Source organism: Pseudomonas sp. FP1762 (assembly GCF_030687105.1).
Lineage (GTDB): Bacteria > Pseudomonadota > Gammaproteobacteria > Pseudomonadales > Pseudomonadaceae > Aquipseudomonas > Aquipseudomonas siliginis.
Window position 1 is genome coordinate 5,431,857 of record NZ_CP117458.1, and the last position, 16,155, is coordinate 5,448,011.

Here is a 16,155-nt window from a genome sequence, read left to right on the forward strand (position 1 = left end):
CGATGTATCGCGACCATCGCGGTTGGCTGCTGGCGTGGTTGCGGCGCAATGTGGCGTGTCCGCAGCGTGCCGAGGACCTGAGCCAGGACACCTTCGTGCGCCTGCTCAACCGCAACGAACTGCTGACGCCGCGCGAACCTCGGGCGTTTCTGGTGGCGATCGCCAAAGGCCTGTTGTTTGACTACTTCCGCCGCGCCGCGCTGGAACAGGCCTACCTCACCGAACTGATGCTGATCCCCGAAGACGAACAGCCGTCGGTGGAAGAACAGCAAATGATCCTCGACGACCTAAAGGCCATCGACCGGCTGCTCGGCAAGCTGTCGACCAAGGCGCGCGCGGCCTTCCTGTATAACCGCCTCGACGGCCTCAGCCACGGCGAAATCGCCGCCAGACTCGGCGTGTCAGTGCCGCGCGTGCGGCAGTATCTGGCGCAAGGTCTGCGCCAGTGCTACATCGCCCTGTACGGTGAGCCGACATGACGGCGGCCAGTTCGCGCCCGGTGCCGGCGCATGTGCTGGACGCGGCAATTGCCTGGCAATTGACCCTCGATTCGAGCACCGCGCTGGAGCGCGAGGAATTCGCCAAGTGGCATGCGGCCCATGAGGAACACGCCCGCGCGTGGCGTCAGTTGGGCATGCTCGATCAGCGCTTCAGTGTCGCCAAAGGCCCGGCCCGAAGTGCGTTGCTGCAATCGCGCGAAGGCATTCGCCGCCGCGTGCGCAAACTCGGCAGCGGGCTGGCCAGTGTCGTGGTGGTTATCGGGCTGGGGCTGTTTGTCAGTGAGCGCTACCTGCCGCTGGACTACTGGCTCGCCGATCAGCGCACCGCCACCGGTGAACAGCGCAGCGTGCGCCTGTCCGACGGCACCCTGCTCAACCTTAATACCCACAGCGCGGTCGACGTCCATTTCGATGACGAGCGCCGCTTGATCGTGTTGCAGGAAGGCGAAATCCTCGTCGAGACCGGGCATGGCGATGCGCGGCCGTTTATCGTCGAAACCCGCGAAGGCAGCATGCGCGCGCTGGGCACGCGGTTTCTGGTCAAGCGCGAGGACGATGGCACCCGCCTGAGCGTGTTGCAGTCGGCGGTCGCGGCCCATGCCCAGGCCAACCCGCAAGAACAGATTCTGCGCGAAGGCCAGCAGGTGTTGCTGCGCAGTGACGGGCTGGGCTCGATTGCCGCCCTCGCCCCCGGCGCCGATGCCTGGACGCGCGGCATGCTGGTGGTGGACAACGCACGGCTGGGCGATCTGGTGCACGAGCTGGGGCGCTATCGTCGTGGCCATCTGGGCGTGGCGCCGGAAGTGGCCGATCTGCGCATTACCGGCAGCTTTCCGTTGCACGACACCGATAAGGCCCTGAGCGCTTTGCTGCCGACTCTGCCGGTGCAGATCGAGCGGCATACGCCGTATTGGGTCACCGTGGCGAAGGCTGATATCAAGCCTGAGTAATGCGTCGGCAGGAAAACCGCCTTCGCGAGCAGGCTCGCTCCCACATTGGCATGCGATCACCTGTGGGAGCGAGCCTGCTCGCGAAGGCGCCATCAGCCGCACAACCATTTCCTGCAAAAAATAATTTCCACCGAGCCCTATCACTTTTCCAATCTCGTCCGGCACACAGGCAATTGAGAAATATTTCCATTCAGGAGCCGCCGTATGTCCCGTTCGCCAGACACCTTGTTGCGCCCCAGTCTGCTGGCTTTTGCCATCGCTTTCGGCACGCCGCTGATCAGCAGCCCGTTGCTCGCCGCTGAGCAAGCGTCCAGCGTGCGCGCCTACAACCTGCCGGCGGCGCCGCTGTCGACCACCCTGAACCAGATCGCCAGCCAGGGCGGCCTCGCTCTGTCGCTCAATCCTGCGCTGGCCGCCGGCAAGACCTCGGCCCCGGTCAACGGCCAGTACGACGCCGCCGGAGCCCTGCGCGCGGCCTTGCGCGGCACCGGTCTGCAACTGGAACAGAGCAGCGCTGGCACCTACACCCTGGTGGCCGTGCCGGAAGGCACGCTGGCCCTGCCGGAAACTTCGGTCATCGGTGTGGAAAACTTCGAAAGCGCCTGGGGCCCGGTCGAAGGCTACACTGCGACCCGCACCGCCGCCGGCACCAAGACCGACACTGCGCTGGTCGAAGCACCGCGTTCGATCTCGGTGGCGACCCGCCAGCAAATGGACGACCGCAGCGTGCACAGCCTCGATGACGCTGTGCGCTACATGCCGGGCATCACCGCCAGCAGCTACGGCAGCGACACCCGCGCCGACTGGCTGCGCGTGCGTGGTTTCGAGCCGACCCAGTTCCTCGATGGCCTGCCGCTGCCCAAAGGCGTGTACGCCAACCCGAAACAGGAAACCTGGAACCTCGACCGCCTCGCCCTGCTGCGTGGCCCGGCTTCGTCGGTGTACGGCCAGACCCCGCCGGGCGGTTTGCTCGACATGGTCAGCCGCCGCCCGAGCGCTGAAGCCAGCAGCGAAATCCAGTTGCAATACGGCAGCGACAATCACCGCCAGATCAACTTCGCCAGCACCGGCAAGATCGATGAGGCCGGGCAGTTTCTCTATGGCCTCAGCGGCGTGGTGCGCGACAGCGGCACCCAGGTCGATCACGTCGACAACAAGCGCTACAACATCGCGCCGAGCCTGACCTGGAACATCGATGACGACACCAAACTCACTCTGCTGAGCCAGTTCACCCGCGACGACACCGGCATCACCAGCCAGTTTCTGCCCATTCAGGGCACCAAAATCAAATCGCCGCTCGGTGATATTTCCCATCACAAAAATCTCGGCGATCCGGATTGGGAATACTACGACCGCACCTACTACGCGTTGGGTTATGCCTTCGAACATCGGTTGAACGATGTCTGGCAGTTCAAACAGAACCTGCGCTACACCAAGTCGGACCTGTCGTTCCAGTCGCTGACACCCGGTTCCTACCCGTTCACCACCGTGGATGCAGAGGGCAACGTCGGCCGCACCAGCACCAGCGTCGACGAAGACATCAGCCAGTTTGCCGTGGACAACAACTTCCAGGCCGACTTCGCCACGGGTGAGATTCGCCATACCTTGCTGCTGGGTCTGGATCACCAGCGCAGCAACACCAACTACACCTCGATCTTTGGCGATGGTCTGCAAACCAACGTCAACAACCCGATCTACGGCCAGCCGATCGTACGTCCAGCACGCTCCACCGCGTTTTACGACTACAACCAGAAGACCTACCAGACCGGCCTCTACGTGCAGGACCAAATGGCCCTCGATCAGTGGCGCCTGACCCTCGGCGGCCGTGAAGACTGGGTGCACACCAGCACCCAATTCATCAACCAGAGCGACACCACCAACACCCAGCGTGACAAGAAATTCAGCGGCAACGCGGCGCTCAGTTACGTCTTCGATAACGGCTTCGTGCCGTACCTGTCCTACGCCGAATCGTTCCAGCCGACCACGGGCGCCGATGCCACCTCGACCGGCTCGCTCAAGCCAACCGAAGGCAAGCAGTGGGAACTGGGCATCAAATACCAGCCGCCGGGCAGCAAGACCCTGCTGACCGCCGCCGTGTATGACCTGACCCAGAAGAACGTCGCGGTGAACACCTTCGTCAACAACGTTTCGGTGACCAGCCAGACCGGCGAAGTGAAGGTCAAAGGCTTGGAACTCGAGGCCGTGTCGGATGTGACTGACAACCTCAAAGTCATCGCCGCCTACACCCTGGCCAAGTCCGAAGTGCAGAAAGGCATCGACAAGGGCAATCGTCTGCAACTGATGCCCAACCAACAAGCCTCGCTGTGGACCGACTACACCTGGCACGCCGGCGTGCTCGACGGTTTCGGCATTGGTGCCGGCGTGCGCTACACCGGCAACACCTACGGCGACAAGGCCAACACCTGGCTGGGCAAGGCTGACGCCTACACCGTGTTCGACGCCAGCGTGCATTATGATCTCGGCCGTCTGGACAACAGCCTCAAAGGTGCGTCGCTGGCGGTGAATGCGACCAACCTGTTCGACAAGGACTACATTTCCACCTGCGACAGCTTCTACTGCTACTACGGCGACCAGCGCAGTGTCGTCGCCAGCGCCACTTACAAGTGGTAAGCCAGTGAGCTGAAACAGGCCCTGTTCCCAGGCCGTCCGTACCGGACGGCTTTGGTGTTTTTGAAGGTCATGCAATGAAAAGTAAAACCATCCGCCGCTGGTCGTTCATCCACACCTGGACCAGCCTGATCTGCACGGTGTTTCTGCTGATGCTGGCGCTGACCGGTCTGCCGCTGATTTTCAGCCACGAGATCGATCATTTGCTCGGCAACGCCCCGGAGCTGCGCGAGATGCCGGCCGACACGCCGCAACTCAACCTGCAGCAACTGGTCGAGGCGGCGCAGAAGCATCGCCCGGGCGAAGTCATGCAGTACTTCGGTTATGACGACGAAGAGCCGAACGCGGCGTTCGCGATCATGGCCAGGACGGCCGACACCGAGCCGAACTCTTCGCACACCTTCATGCTCGATGCGCGCACTGGCGAAGCGCTGGAAACCCCTTCGGCCAACGGTGGTTTGATGCTGTTCATCCTGCGTCTGCACGTCGACATGTTCGCCGGGCTGCCGGGCAAGCTGCTGCTGGCGTTCATGGGTCTGTTGTTTGTCGTGGCGATCGTGTCCGGCACGGTGCTGTACCTGCCGTTCATGCGCCGCTTGAAATTCGGAACCGTGCGCCAAGACAAATCGACAAGACTGCGCTGGCTCGACCTGCACAACCTGATCGGCGTCGTCACTTTGACCTGGTGCCTGGTGGTGGGCGTGACCGGAGTGATCAGCGCCTGCGCCGACCTGCTCATCGCTGCCTGGCGCAACGACGCGTTGACCACGCTGATCGCGCCGTATCGCGATGCGCCGCCGCTTACTCAACTGGCGCCGGCCACGCGGCTGCTCGACATCGCCGAGGAAGTCGCACCGGGGATGAAACCGGATTTCATCGCCTTCCCCGGCACACGCTTTTCCAGCGAGCACCATTACTCGGTATTCATGAAGGGCGGCACGCACCTGACCTCGCACCTGCTGACGCCGGTGCTGATCGACGCCACGACCTTGCAGGTCACCGCCGTGGCCGAACGGCCGTGGTACATGGACGCCATGGGCATGTCGCAGCCACTGCACTTTGGTGACTACGGCGGCATGCCGATGAAGATTCTCTGGGCGACGCTGGATGTGCTGACGATCATCGTGTTGGCCAGTGGGGTGTATTTGTGGGTGGTGCGGCGCAAGGCGGCCAAGCCTGTTCTGGAAACGGCGGAGGCCTCGGCATGAAGCCGCGTCAGTCGAGTTTCTGGAAGGTTTTCAGCACACCGATCGTGATCGCCTTGCTCAGTGCGGCGGGGCTGTTTGCGGCGTTGCTGGGGGATGGAATCTGGGATGCGTTGAGCTGGGTCGGGCTTGGCGTGCCGGCATTTCTGGCCATAAAAGGTTTTCTGCCGCGAAGCTGAGAATCCCTTGTGGGAGCGAGCCTGCTCGCGAAAGCGCCCGGACATTCAACATCAAAGTCGACTGTCACGACGCCTTCGCGAGCAGGCTCGCTCCCACATGGGTTCTGCGCCGGACGCGAGCAGGCTATGCTGCCCGATCATTGTCCTGATCGAGACCTTGCCCATGTCCGCCCCCAGCATGACCCTGTACCACAACACCCTGTCGCCCTTTGTCCGCAAAGTCATGGTGCTGCTGCACGAAACCGGTCAGCAGGATCGTGTCGCGCTGCAGGACTGCGTGCTCAGCCCGGTCAGCCCGAACCCGGCGCTGATTGCCGACAACCCGCTGAGCAAGATCCCTGCCCTGCGTCTGGCCGATGGCAATGTCATCCATGACAGCCGCGTCATCCTCGAATACCTCGATCAGCAGCACGTCGGCAATCCGCTGATCCCCCGTGAAGGTGCGGCGCGCTGGCGGCGCCTGACCCTGGCGTCGATGGCTGACGGGATCATGGATGCCTCGGTGATGGTGCGTTATGAAACTGTCCTGCGCCCGGTGGAAAAACACTGGGACGAATGGCTCGACGCCCAGCGCGACAAGATCCGCCGCGCCCTCGCCGTGCTCGAGAACGAAGCGATTGCCGAGCTGACCAGCCATTTCGATGTCGCGGCGATCAGCGTGGCCTGCGCACTGGGCTATCTGGATCTGCGCTTCCCGGACATGGACTGGCGTGCAGCCAATCCGCAACTGGCCAACTGGTATTTTGAAGTGAGTCAGCGACCGTCCATGGTGGCGACAATGCCCCAGCCCTGATTCTGCGGCGCCTGATCTGCCCCCATCGCTGGCAAGCCAGCTCCCACATTGAATCGGGACAGACCGCTGACCTGTGTGTCGGCATATATCCTGTGGGAGCTGGCTTGCCAGCGATGGCACCACCTCGGTTCCGGCGGCAGCGCTGCAACAATCAGCGTCAGCAGAACCGCCACTTCCCTGCGCTCAGCCCTCAACCCGCTCATTGCATCGCCTCCACATCAAATTCCAGCGGCTTGGCCGGCTTCAAACCAATCCCGTACCAGTCCAGTTTGCGCGTCAGCACCATGAACACCCCGAGCAGACCGAACAGCATCAGCGAGCCCATCAACAGCGCGTAATCCTCGGCGCTGAGCAAGCCGTACAGCAAGCCATACAGCGCCGCCAGCCCGGCCGAAAAACTCAAGCCATGCCGCGCGCTGCGCAAGACATGGCTGACATAGAAGCCGATCAGCAACACGCAGCCACTCGCCGACAACAGATACGCCAGCGCAAACCCGATGTGTTCCGACAGCGACAACAGCAGCAGGTAAAAGAACGCCAGCGCGACACCGACCAAGGCATATTGCACCGGGTGCACCGCCAGGCTCTTGAGCACTTCGAAGAGGAAGAAACCGGCGAAGGTCAGAACGATAAACAGCAGCGCGTATTTGATCGCCCGGTCGCTCTTCAGGTACTGATCCACAGGATCGATGAAGCTCACGCCGAAGCTGCGCCCGTTGAGTGCATCACAGTCACCAGCGACGCAGCGCTCCATTGCCTCTTGCAGGTTGGTGGAGAAAAACGAGGTCTGCCAGTCGGCACTGAAACCCTGATCGTTGATCTCGCGCTTGGCCGGCAGGAAGTTGCCGACGAAGCTGGGGTGCGGCCAATTGGCGGCGAGGCTGACGCTGCTGGTCTTGCCCACCGGCACCACACGCAGCGAGCCGGTGCCTTGCAGACGCAGGTCGAAACCGAAGGTCAATTGCGTGGCTTTGCTGGCGTCCAGCGCCGGCAGAGTGACGTGTACACCCTCGCCGATCCAGGCCACTTCGCTGCCTGGCACGAAGTCCAGTTGCTGGCCGCCGAGCTCGAGTTTCAGCGCGTTCTCGATGCCGCGAATATCGCTGATACCGACGGCGAGGAACGGCGCGTCGAATTGGTAATCGGCAAAATTTTCCTTGATGCCCAACTGCGCCGGCAGGGAAAAATGCCCGTCGATACGATTGTCGGCGTGGAACAGCCGCGCCTCGTAAATACCGCGTTTGCGCAGTTCGGTTTGTACTTGCCCGTCGAGCTCGAAGCGCTCCGGCAGAAAGTACAAACGCCCGCGCGCTTCGCCGATCTCCTCGTAGCGCTTGTTGGTTTTCTCGTTGGTTTTCCAGGTGCGCACCACCTTGCGATACGGCACTACCATCACCGGCCCGGTCAGCTGCTGGCTGTAACTGGAGCTGCGCGCGATGTCTTCGAGCACACCGTCGCGCAGTTGCTGACGTTCGTCGATGATGCCGTCGATCATCAACAGCGGTATCAGCAACAGCAGGATCAACAAGGCAATCGCGCCGAGCTTGATGGTCAGATTCTTGTTCATGGGACTCTCCCTGTTTGGATGGGAAGAGTCTGGGGATGCGCTGTGGTGGGAGTGTGGGGGGAATATGGAGATTGTGTGGAGAATGCATTCTCCTGTGGGAGCGAGCCTGCTCGCGAAGGCAGCAACTGGGTCTCACGGCAAGCGCAATACCACCTCAACCCCGCCCTCGACATTGCCAATGCGCATCACCCCGCCATGCAACTTGACCACTTCTTCAACGAAGTTCAGCCCCAGCCCGGTGCTCTTGCGTCCGCTGTCCGGGCGCGGCAACGAGTAGAAGCGTTCGGTCAGACGCGGCAAGGCGTAATCGGGAATCGGCGTGGTCTGGTTGAACAGGCGGAACTCGATCTGCTCGCCAACCCGCTCGGCACGCAAGCGCAACAAGCCCTGCGCCGGAGTGAAATCAAGCGCGTTTTCCAGCAGGTTGCCCAACGCCTGGCGCAGCAGAAACGGCTCGCCAATCAACAGCAGATCCTCGCCGATCGCTTGCTCGACGCGCAGTTGTTTGCCCTCGATCCGCGCGGCCTGCGCCTTGAGCAGTTCTGCGACCAACAGCGCCAGCGGCACTGCCACCCGTTCTTCCAGCCCTTGGCGCTGTTCGACTTGCGCCAGGTTGAGCAGGCGCTCGATCAGCTGCTGCATCCGCGCGCTTTCGCTGTCGATGTTGCTGACAAAGCGCAAACGCTGGACGGCCGGCATCTCGCTTTGCAGCAACTCCGCCGCACCCCGGATCGCCGCCAGCGGACTTTTCAATTCATGGGTCAGGGTGTGCACATAACGCTCGACGTAGGCCTTGCCTTCGAGCTGCGTGCGCATCTGCTCGACCGCAGTCGCCAGTTGCTCCAGTTCGCCGCCGCGATAATGCGGCACTTCCACGCGCCGGCCTTCGCTGACCGCTTGGGCATAACCGGTCAAACGGTGCAGCGCGCGGCTGAGCCACCATGAGAGCAAGGCGCCGAACAGCAGACCGAGGCCGATCAGTCCGGCGCCGTAAAACAGCAAGCGCCGCTCGGTGCGATCGACGTAGGGTTGCAACGAACTGTTGGGCTTGGCCACGGTGACCACGCCGATGATCTTGCCGTTGTCGCGGATCGGCGCACCGACGTGCATCACCGACGAGCTCGGATCGTCAGGAACACTGCGGCTGGAGCGCGCGCCGTACTCGCCACGCAGGGTCAGGTAGACGTCGTTCCAGCGCGAATAATCCTGGCCGACCGCGACGCCGCTGGAGTCGAGCACGACGATGCCCTTGGCGTCGGTGACGTAGATGCGGTGGTTGACCTGATTTTTCGGCAAACCCCAGATCGTCGCTTGCGGCTGCCGCTCGCCATAGGCGCGGAGCAATTGCGGCCAGCGGTTCTCGCTGAGGGTGCCGGCCTTGAAATCGTCGCGCAGGATTTCTGCCATCAGGTTGGCGGTGTCCACCAGCGTCTCTTCGGTGGACTGACGCACGCCGGGGCGGATTTCTTCCATCACCGTGTTGAGGACGAAATAGCCGGTCAGGCCGACAAACAGCACGTACACCAGAAAAATCCGCAGCCCCAGCGACATCAGCTGTGCCCCGGGCTGTAGCTGTAACCGAGGCCGCGATGGGTCTGGATCGGCTCGGCCTCGGCGCGCACCAGGCGCAACTTGGCGCGCAGGCTTTTGATGTGGCTGTCGATGCTGCGCTCGTAACCGGCATCGGCCGCTACGCCCAGCGCATCGAGCAATTGCTCGCGGCTGAACACCCGCTCGGGTTGTTCGAGCAAGCATTGCAACAAGCGGAATTCATGGCGGGTCAGGCTCAGCGGCTGGCCGCGATAGCTGATCTGTACGCGTTCGGCATCGATGCGAAACAGCGTTGAGCCTGCTTCCAGGGTTGCGCGCGGCGCCATGCGTTTGAGGATGGCTTTGACCCGCGCTGCCACTTCACGCGGGCTGAACGGCTTGACCACGTAATCGTCGGCACCGATCTCCAGACCCACCACGCGGTCGATCTCGGCGTCGCGGGCGCTGAGAAACAGCACCGGCACTTCCGTGAAGCGCCGCAATTGCTTGCAGGTCTCGAAGCCACTGATGTCCGGCAGACCGATATCGAGAATGATCAGGTCGGACGGGGTTTGCCGCTGATGCTCCAGCGCCGCCGCGCCGAGGTTCAGCCACGTGGTGCTGAACCCCTCGCCCTGCAAGGCAAAAATCAGTGTGTCGGCAATCGCCGCTTCGTCTTCGACAATCAGGATGTGCGGCATGGCGTCCGAGCCCGTGGCAGTTAGTGCGCGAACGGTGCCCCAAGCCCGGGGTTACGTCAATCAGACCACTTAGCAGTCAGGCTTGTCGGCGGTGTAACGCCGTGCCGGGTTGACCGCCGCGCCGAACTCACGCAAAGCCTTGGCGCCGATCAGCAGCGGATAGTTGAAGTGGCTGCGGTCGGTCAGATTGACCTCGACGGTGCGCTTGACGTTGCCCAGGCACAGTTCCAGATCGACCACCGGGCGCTTGGCGACATCGCTGCTGTCGCGCTCTTCATCGTCCTCGTCGGAACGGCTTTTGATCTTGCTGATCCGCGCGACCTTGTGCTCGAAAACCTTGTTGCTGGCGTCCTTGGTGGCGAGGCGGAAACGCACCCAGTCGTCGCCATCACGGGTGAAGGTCTCGATGTCCTTGGCCGACAGCGAGGCGGTCAGCGCGCCGGTGTCCATCTTGGCCTTGAGCACTTCGCCACCGATTTCCGGCAGCGCGATGTATTCGTAGCGACCGTACAGCGTCGGCTCGGCGGCCATGACCGGAAGCGCGACGAGGGCAAACAGAGCAAGGAGGGATTTCACGTAAGGGGCTTCCTTGGAAATTGAGGGCGGCAAACTGGGATTTTAGACACGCACCAAGTTATTCGTTCGCTTCTCGGCCCCCTTCGCGAGCAGGCTCGCTCCCACATTGAAATGCATTGCCCTGTGGGAGCGAGCCTGCTCGCGAAGAGGCCAGTGCATTCAGATCCAATCTTGAGCGAAGCATACCCGGCGAAAAGTGAAACATTCGTCAGCGCCGATTTGGCCTGTCGCGCGAAGCTGCTTATCATGGCTCGCCCCTGCCACTTCATAGAGTTGCTTATGCGCCGCCTGCTCACCGGCTGTTTCGTCACCCTGCTGCTGTTGCTCAACACCCTGGTCCTGATCGGGCCATTGATGGTGTTTGCCCTGCTCAAACTGGTCGCACCCGGGCGCTGGCGGGATTACGCATCGGGGGCGGTGATGTGGATTGCCGAGACCTGGGCCGAGATCGACAAGCTGATCTTCCGGCTGTGCATCCCGACGCAATGGGACATTCGCGGCGGCGACGATCTGCGCCGCGACACGTCCTATCTGGTGGTCAGCAACCATCAATCGTGGGTCGACATTCCAGCACTGATCCAGACCCTCAACCGACGCACGCCGTTCTTCAAGTTCTTCCTGAAGAAAGAGCTGATCTGGGTGCCGTTCCTCGGCTTGGCGTGGTGGGCGCTGGATTACCCGTTCATGAAGCGCTACACCAAAGCCTTTCTGGCAAAGAACCCCGAGCTGGCGGGCAAGGATCTGGAAATCACCAAAGCGGCGTGCGAGCTGTTCAAGCGCCAGCCGGTGACGGTGGTGAATTATCTGGAAGGCACGCGCTACACCCTGGCGAAAAGCACCCAGCAGGAATCACCGTTCAACCACTTGCTCAAACCCAAAGCCGGCGGCGTGGCGTTCGTGCTGGCGGCGATGGGTGAACAACTCGATGCGATGCTCGATGTGACGGTGGTGTATCCGCAGGAAAAAATCCCGGGCTTCTGGGACCTGATCAGCGGCAACGTGCCGCGAGTGATCATCGACATCAGGACCCGCGAACTCGACCCGACGCTGTGGCAGGGCGATTACGAGAAGGATCCGGCCTTTCGCCAACACGTCCAGAACTGGGTCAACCAGCTCTGGACCGAGAAGGATCAGCGCATCGTCGAGCTGCGCAACGAGCGCGGCTGACTCAAGTGCCGGTGCCGGTGCCCCAGATGCTGCCCAGGCTGCTCAACAGCGAACCACCGACGCCCTGCTGACCGAGATATTGCAGCAACACCGGGGCAAACTGGCCGATCATGCCGCTGTCCATGCCCAGCGCGCTGAACGCGTTGTTCAGGTCGTTAGTGTCTTTGACATTGCCCAGCGCATTTTCAAGACCTGCGGACTTGCCGGACGAACCGAGCAAAGCCCCGAGCGCCGCCAGATTGCCGCTGCCACCGGACAGTTTGTCGATGCCCGGCACTTCCTTGGCCAGTTGCGAGTAGTCGGTGCTGCTCAACTGATTCTTCGCCAGCCCGAGCATCGCACTGGTACCGCCAACAGCCTGCTCCGGCGTGACGTCCAGCGCACTCAGCGCACTCAACAAACCAGCGGTCTCCGAGGTCGGCGCCGCAGCGGCCGCCTTGTCACCACCCTGCATCCCCGCTACCGCACCGGCCACGTCGTTCAAACTGAACCCGGCAAACACCGGCCCGGCCGCCAGAGTCAGGAGCGATGCCAGGGCAAAACCGCGTGAAATCTTCATTCAGACATCCTCTTGTGGAAAAGCTGCCACCGGACAACGGCGACGAAACTGCCGATTTGACCGGGTATTGGGCGGCATGTTCCTCGCGGCGCATCCCCTTCTCTACGCACTCACCTAAATGAATTGTTCAATCGTTGAATAGCCACTTCACTATTCGACTTCACACTGAAAACCCGACTATTTATTTCGATTGGAACTAACCAACTGTCAGATCTGACAGTTGGCAGTCATAACGATGCAAGTGAATATCTCCACTCCAATTACGTAACGGAGTACGAAAAGATGAAGTTGAAAATTGTCACTGGCGCCCTGCTTGGTCTGACCATGATGAGTACTGCCTATGCTGCAACCTGCCCAACGATATCAGTGACTCATGCGCAAGGCGCCGAAGATGTAACCTTCACTTCTGCCCGACTTAAAGATAAAGACACTGCTAATTCAGTTGTCATCTGCCGATACGAAGGTGAGGCAGACCTTGGCGTCTCGGCTGGCTACAGAAACGACACTCCGGTTCAAGCCACCGGTAGCAATTGGAACGGTGATGAGTGTGCAACCAAGGATGGTGACGCCCGCAAATGCGCCTTTAAATAACTGGTCGTGTTCAGAACAAAAAAGGGCAGCCCGATCGGCTGCCCTTCTTACATGGGTAGAACTTACGCCGCACTGAACAACTTATGCGGATCAATCACAAACTTCTTCGGCACACCCGCATCGAACTCGCCGTAACCTTCCGGCGCCTGATCGAGGCTGATCACTTGCACGCCGACCACTTCGGCAATGTTGATGCGGTCCCACATGATCGCCTGCATCAACTGGCGGTTGTACTTCATCACTGGAGTCTGGCCGGTGTGGAAGCTGTGGGATTTGGCCCAGCCCAGGCCGAAGCGGATGCTCAGGCTGCCCATTTTCGCGGCAGCGTCGACGGCGCCCGGATCTTCGGTGACGTACAGGCCGGGGATACCGATCTTGCCGGCAACGCGCACCACGCCCATCAGTGAGTTGAGCACCGTGGCCGGGGCTTCGGCCTTGACGCCGTCGTGGCCGTGGCCGCGTGCTTCAAAGCCAACGCAGTCCACCGCGCAATCGACTTCCGGCTCGCCCAGCAGCGCGGCGATCTGTTCGTGCAGCGGGGTGTCTTTGGACAGGTCGACGACCTCAAAGCCCTGCGCCTTGGCGTGGGCCAGGCGGATGGTGTTGACGTCGCCGACGATCACCACTGCCGCACCGAGCAAACGTGCGGAAGCGGCAGCGGCCAGGCCGACCGGACCGGCGCCGGCGATGTACACAGAGCTGCCCGGGCCAACACCGGCAGTAACAGCGCCGTGATAGCCGGTCGGGAGGATGTCGGAGAGGCAGGTCAGGTCGCGGATTTTCTCCATGGCCTTGTCGCGATCCGGCAGTTTCAGCAGGTTGAAGTCGGCGTACGGCACCAGCACGTATTCGGCCTGGCCACCGGTCCAGTCGCCCATGTCGACGTAACCGTATGCGCCGCCGGCACGGGCCGGGTTGACAGTCAGGCAGACGCCGGTGTGTTGCTCCTTGCAGGAACGGCAGCGCCCGCAAGCTACGTTGAACGGTACGGAGACCAGATCGCCGATCTTCAGGTTTTCGACGTCGGAGCCCTTTTCGATCACCTCGCCGGTGATTTCGTGACCCAGCACCAGACCGGTCTGCGCCGTGGTCCGGCCGCGCACCATGTGCTGGTCGGAGCCGCAGATGTTGGTGGAAACCACTTTGAGAATGACCCCGTGCTCGATCTTGCGACCACGCGGGTCCTGCATTTTCGGATAGTCGATTTTCTGTACTTCGACCTTGCCAGCGCCGAGATACACCACACCACGATTGCCAGACATGCTTTCACCTCGCTGTTGTTTTTATGGAACTGCGTTGCCCCGGTTGGGCAGCGCGTTGAGTGCTCGGGTATTGCTTGTTGGTCTTGCGTTGTTTGTTACGGCCCCTTCGCGAGCAGGCTCGCTCCCACATTGGAATGCATACCCTGTGGGAGCGAGCCTGCTCGCGAAAGCGATCTAGAGAACGACGGTTCTGTTGGCGTTCAAAAAAACTCGTCTTTCGATGTGATACCCAACCGCCCGCGCCAAGGTCAGGCCTTCGATATCCCGCCCTTTGGCAATCAGATCCTCGGGGTAATGGCTGTGATCCACCGCCTCGACGCCCTGGGCGATGATCGGCCCTTCATCGAGGTCGTTGTTGATGTAATGCGCCGTCGCGCCCACCAGTTTCACGCCCTTGTTGTAAGCCTGGTGATAAGGCTTGGCGCCCTTGAAGCCCGGCAACAGCGAGTGATGAATGTTGATCGCCTTGCCGTCGAGCTTGCGGCACAGCTCCGGCGACAGCACCTGCATGTAGCGGGCAAGGATCACCAGTTCGGCACCGGCCTCTTCGATCACCTGCCAGACCTGACGCTCCTGCGCCGGTTTGTCGTTGGGGTCGAGAGGGAAATGGTAGTAGGGAATCTGGTGCCAGTCGGCCAACGGCTTGAGATCCGGATGGTTGGACACCACCGCCGCGACGTCCATCGACAACTGGCCGATGCGCTGGCGATAGAGCAAGTCGTTGAGGCAGTGATCGGCCTTGGAGACCATGATCACCACTTTCGGCCGGTAGTTCGGTGCGGTCAGTTCGAAGAGCATGCCGAACGCCTGCCCGCGCTCGGCCAGCCCGGCGCGGAAGGATTGTTCGTCGAAGCCGTCGGGCTGACGAAATTCCACGCGAATGAAGAAACGCCCCGAGAGGCGGTCATCGAACGAGTGGTGCTCGGTGACATAACAGCCCTGCTCGAACAGAAAACGCGTGACCGCGTCCACCGTGCCGAGGACGCTGGGGCAGTCGGCGGTCAGAATCCATGTGTCTGGGGCGCGGCTCATGGTGCGGTGACTCCTGTTCGTTGTGCGGGGTGTCAGGTTTTTCCCTCACCCTAGCCCTCTCCCAGAGGGAGAGGGGACTGACCGAGGTGTTCTTTCGAGCTACGCCGACCTGAAATAGCGCGTCGAACTCAGGCTCGAAAAACACACAAATCTGCTCCCTTTCCCCCTCTCCCCCTCAGGGGGAGAGGGCTGGGGTGAGGGGGTGGCTTTTGATCTTCAGGCCTGAACGCTCAGCCCGTACTGGGCCGAAGCATCCTGCAACCACAACCACCAGTAATCCGAGAAGCTGCGACGGATCAGCAATTCCCAGGTGTCTTCCGCCGTATGACGGATCATCAACTGCGACTTGGCGAACACCGTGCCCACCGCTTTGCCGACCGGGAAGTTGTTCGGGTGCACGTCGTAGCTGGTCGACTTCATCAGCACCTGACGCACGTTCGGGCCGCTTAATTCGAGAATCTGCTGGCCGCCGCTGACGTTGACGATGGCAATGTGCAGATCGCCCAGCGCTTCGCGCAGTTTCTGCTCGGCGGCGAATTCCTCACCGCTTGGCACGATCAGCAGCCACTCGTCCGGGCCCATCCATTGCAGGCTGGTTTCGCCTTTGACGATTACGCTCAGCGCACCGGGCAATTCAATGCCAAGCGCCTTGTGCACACCGGCAGCGAACGCGGCATCGTGACCATCACCACGAATGGTCAGGTGGCCGAGGAGTTTCTTTTCCCGCACGATCACGCCGGCGTTCTTGCGGCCCTTGCCGACCAGGCTGGCGAGGTCGGCATGGTGCAGCGACGATTCGGCCTTGGCGCCAGTGGTCGGGCGTTGTTGGTAAACATTGGCTGTGGTCATAAAGCACCTTCTGAATTCTGTTGGTTCCTGTGGTTGCTGTGCCGCCGCCTTCGCGAGCAGGCTCGC

The 16,155-nt window shown here is 61.6% G+C and carries 16 protein-coding genes; 8 read left to right on the forward strand and 8 right to left on the reverse strand.

Annotated elements, in window-relative coordinates:
• Positions 1–2 precede the first annotated feature (2 nt).
• The 6 genes from PSH90_RS24325 to PSH90_RS24350 all read left to right on the forward strand — a co-directional run bounded on the left by PSH90_RS24325 (position 3) and on the right by PSH90_RS24350 (position 6,255).
• Positions 3–479 carry an RNA polymerase sigma factor gene (locus PSH90_RS24325; RefSeq protein ID WP_305383150.1) on the forward strand — a complete coding sequence of 159 codons (477 nt, stop codon included), beginning with the start codon at positions 3–5 and terminating at the stop codon, positions 477–479.
• On the forward strand, positions 476–1,450 hold the full coding sequence (locus PSH90_RS24330; protein ID WP_305381650.1) for a FecR domain-containing protein: 975 nt from the start codon (positions 476–478) through the stop codon (positions 1,448–1,450). Before PSH90_RS24325 ends, PSH90_RS24330 begins: the two co-directional genes overlap by 4 nt.
• Positions 1,451–1,654: 204 nt before the next feature.
• Positions 1,655–4,081: a TonB-dependent siderophore receptor gene (locus tag PSH90_RS24335; RefSeq protein WP_056786580.1), complete on the forward strand. Its 2,427-nt coding sequence runs from the start codon at positions 1,655–1,657 to the stop codon at positions 4,079–4,081.
• 74 nt (positions 4,082–4,155) lie between these two features.
• Entirely contained in the window at positions 4,156–5,286 is a 1,131-nt protein-coding gene (locus tag PSH90_RS24340) for a PepSY domain-containing protein (protein ID WP_056786577.1), read from the forward strand.
• Positions 5,283–5,462, forward strand: a complete 180-nt coding sequence (locus PSH90_RS24345; RefSeq protein WP_041476738.1) for a hypothetical protein — start codon at positions 5,283–5,285, stop codon at positions 5,460–5,462. The genes PSH90_RS24340 and PSH90_RS24345 overlap by 4 nt, the downstream gene beginning before the upstream one ends.
• A gap of 163 nt (positions 5,463–5,625) precedes the next feature.
• On the forward strand, positions 5,626–6,255 hold the full coding sequence (locus tag PSH90_RS24350) for a glutathione S-transferase (RefSeq protein ID WP_305381652.1): 630 nt from the start codon (positions 5,626–5,628) through the stop codon (positions 6,253–6,255).
• Between the two features lie 199 nt (positions 6,256–6,454).
• On the opposite strand, the gene creD is transcribed toward PSH90_RS24350, so the two are convergent.
• The 4 genes from creD to PSH90_RS24370 all read right to left on the reverse strand — a co-directional run bounded on the left by creD (position 6,455) and on the right by PSH90_RS24370 (position 10,629).
• Positions 6,455–7,822: a cell envelope integrity protein CreD gene (gene creD / locus PSH90_RS24355; protein ID WP_252884935.1), complete on the reverse strand. Its 1,368-nt coding sequence runs from the start codon at positions 7,820–7,822 to the stop codon at positions 6,455–6,457.
• A gap of 132 nt (positions 7,823–7,954) precedes the next feature.
• Positions 7,955–9,373: a two-component system sensor histidine kinase CreC gene (gene creC / locus PSH90_RS24360; protein ID WP_305381653.1), complete on the reverse strand. Its 1,419-nt coding sequence runs from the start codon at positions 9,371–9,373 to the stop codon at positions 7,955–7,957.
• Positions 9,373–10,053 carry a two-component system response regulator CreB gene (creB, locus tag PSH90_RS24365; RefSeq protein WP_252877021.1) on the reverse strand — a complete coding sequence of 227 codons (681 nt, stop codon included), beginning with the start codon at positions 10,051–10,053 and terminating at the stop codon, positions 9,373–9,375. The genes creC and creB overlap by 1 nt, the downstream gene beginning before the upstream one ends.
• Positions 10,054–10,122: 69 nt before the next feature.
• Entirely contained in the window at positions 10,123–10,629 is a 507-nt protein-coding gene (locus PSH90_RS24370) for an ATP-dependent zinc protease (RefSeq protein ID WP_041476742.1), read from the reverse strand.
• A 279-nt stretch (positions 10,630–10,908) separates the two neighbouring features.
• On the opposite strand from PSH90_RS24370, the gene PSH90_RS24375 reads away from it, so the two are divergent.
• Positions 10,909–11,796, forward strand: coding sequence for an acyltransferase (locus PSH90_RS24375; RefSeq protein ID WP_252882790.1), 888 nt, complete (start codon positions 10,909–10,911; stop codon positions 11,794–11,796).
• Between the two features lies 1 nt (position 11,797).
• On the opposite strand, the gene PSH90_RS24380 is transcribed toward PSH90_RS24375, so the two are convergent.
• The gene (locus tag PSH90_RS24380; RefSeq protein ID WP_016772837.1) at positions 11,798–12,355 is read right to left on the reverse strand and encodes a DUF2780 domain-containing protein; all 558 of its coding nucleotides are present in this window, start codon (positions 12,353–12,355) and stop codon (positions 11,798–11,800) included.
• A gap of 282 nt (positions 12,356–12,637) precedes the next feature.
• Between PSH90_RS24380 and PSH90_RS24385 the strand changes: the two genes are divergently transcribed.
• Complete coding sequence (locus PSH90_RS24385) at positions 12,638–12,946, forward strand: hypothetical protein (protein ID WP_056786558.1); 309 nt, start codon at positions 12,638–12,640, stop codon at positions 12,944–12,946.
• Between the two features lie 62 nt (positions 12,947–13,008).
• Here the strand turns inward: PSH90_RS24385 and fdhA are convergent, their stop codons facing one another.
• From fdhA to PSH90_RS24400, 3 genes are all read right to left on the reverse strand, one after another.
• Positions 13,009–14,208 carry a formaldehyde dehydrogenase, glutathione-independent gene (fdhA, locus tag PSH90_RS24390; protein ID WP_016772834.1) on the reverse strand — a complete coding sequence of 400 codons (1,200 nt, stop codon included), beginning with the start codon at positions 14,206–14,208 and terminating at the stop codon, positions 13,009–13,011.
• Positions 14,209–14,382: 174 nt separating this feature from the next.
• Positions 14,383–15,240, reverse strand: coding sequence for a formyltetrahydrofolate deformylase (gene purU / locus PSH90_RS24395; RefSeq protein ID WP_039757644.1), 858 nt, complete (start codon positions 15,238–15,240; stop codon positions 14,383–14,385).
• A gap of 216 nt (positions 15,241–15,456) precedes the next feature.
• Positions 15,457–16,089 carry a sarcosine oxidase subunit gamma gene (locus PSH90_RS24400; RefSeq protein WP_305381654.1) on the reverse strand — a complete coding sequence of 211 codons (633 nt, stop codon included), beginning with the start codon at positions 16,087–16,089 and terminating at the stop codon, positions 15,457–15,459.
• Between the last annotated feature and the right edge of the window lie 66 nt (positions 16,090–16,155).